The sequence below is a fragment of the Myxococcus llanfairpwllgwyngyllgogerychwyrndrobwllllantysiliogogogochensis genome (assembly GCF_006636215.1).
Lineage (GTDB): Bacteria > Myxococcota > Myxococcia > Myxococcales > Myxococcaceae > Myxococcus > Myxococcus llanfairpwllgwyngyllgogerychwyrndrobwllllantysiliogogogochensis.
Genome location: NZ_VIFM01000562.1, coordinates 1 through 942, shown reverse-complemented (window position 1 = coordinate 942; position 942 = coordinate 1). Strand labels below are relative to the sequence as shown.

Below are 942 nucleotides of genomic sequence, written 5' to 3'. Positions count from 1 at the left end.
GGTGTTTAAGAGCCAGGATTTCAGGGGCCGGTTCCCGCCCATTTTGAGAGGGGATGGAGACGAGACATTGGTCGCTACTGATGGCATCGAGGCGCTGCAAAAGATCAGCGAATACCTCGATGGTGGCCAGCCGGTGCCCAACATCATCGTCACTGGCGGCAAGCCCTTTGCGCTCACGGGCCCACAAGCCAAGGAACTCCTCGCTACGTCTCCGGCTAGGAAAGGGGAAAGCGCGAAAAAAGAGGTCGAGAAAGAAGGCCGTTCACGAAGCGACCGCGAGGCTGCGACAGCTCGGATCGCGGAGGCCAGCCGACGTGCAAGTGCAGTGGTTCAGGAGCAAGCAGCACGAATGCAGAAACCGCCGGAGCGTGACGCTGGATTGACGCGATAGAAGGCCTTCGAAGGGGCTTTTAGGCGTCGCTGTGGGGTAGGGTGCTGTCGCGACGTTTCAGGCCTTTGGGCGGGCCTGCAGGGCCTTCCACTCGGTCTCGCTGAGGGGGTGCAGGTTCCCGTCATCGTCGAGACGGCCATACACCTTTGTTTGCGTGCGTGCGTCGGCTTGTATGACCAGGTCTGGATGGTCGCGATCAAACGAGCACGTGACGGGGTTCGCTTCCATCGCCGCGCGCAAGGCAGAGGAGTCTTTCGGGGACGCCAAGACCTTGGCGAGTGATTCGAGGGGGGTCATCACATTCCTTTTCCATGGCTCCGTGGATTGACCCCCCCCTTCCCTCCATTTTTTAGAAGGCGGGGGGTGTTGCTAAATGACCTTGAGATGCTCGTTCAACGCCATGGTCCTGCAGGTCTCGACAAGGCCTATCCAGTGCGGGTCGCCGGCATTCAAGGCATCCTGCTTCTGCATGATTTTCTTCGCCTCCTGCGCAACCTGCTGCCTGACTGCTTCAAGCGCTGGATGGGCGCCGTTGGCTTTCAACAGAAGCG

At 59.9% G+C, this 942-nt stretch carries 3 protein-coding genes; 1 reads left to right on the top strand and 2 read right to left on the bottom strand.

The window, feature by feature from the left end; all coding sequences use genetic code 11:
* A partial coding sequence (locus tag FJV41_RS49320; RefSeq protein WP_220137976.1) for a hypothetical protein occupies positions 1-391 on the top strand: 391 nt, incomplete at its 5' end.
* Positions 392-448: 57 nt separating this feature from the next.
* Here FJV41_RS49320 and FJV41_RS52980 read toward each other — a convergent pair.
* Together FJV41_RS52980 and FJV41_RS52975 are read right to left on the bottom strand one after the other, a co-directional pair.
* Positions 449-688 (bottom strand): hypothetical protein, encoded by a 240-nt coding sequence (locus tag FJV41_RS52980; RefSeq protein WP_159815855.1) that lies wholly within the window; start codon positions 686-688, stop codon positions 449-451.
* Between the two features lie 72 nt (positions 689-760).
* The coding region (locus tag FJV41_RS52975) for a hypothetical protein (protein WP_181791527.1) at positions 761-942 on the bottom strand (182 nt) is incomplete at its 5' end.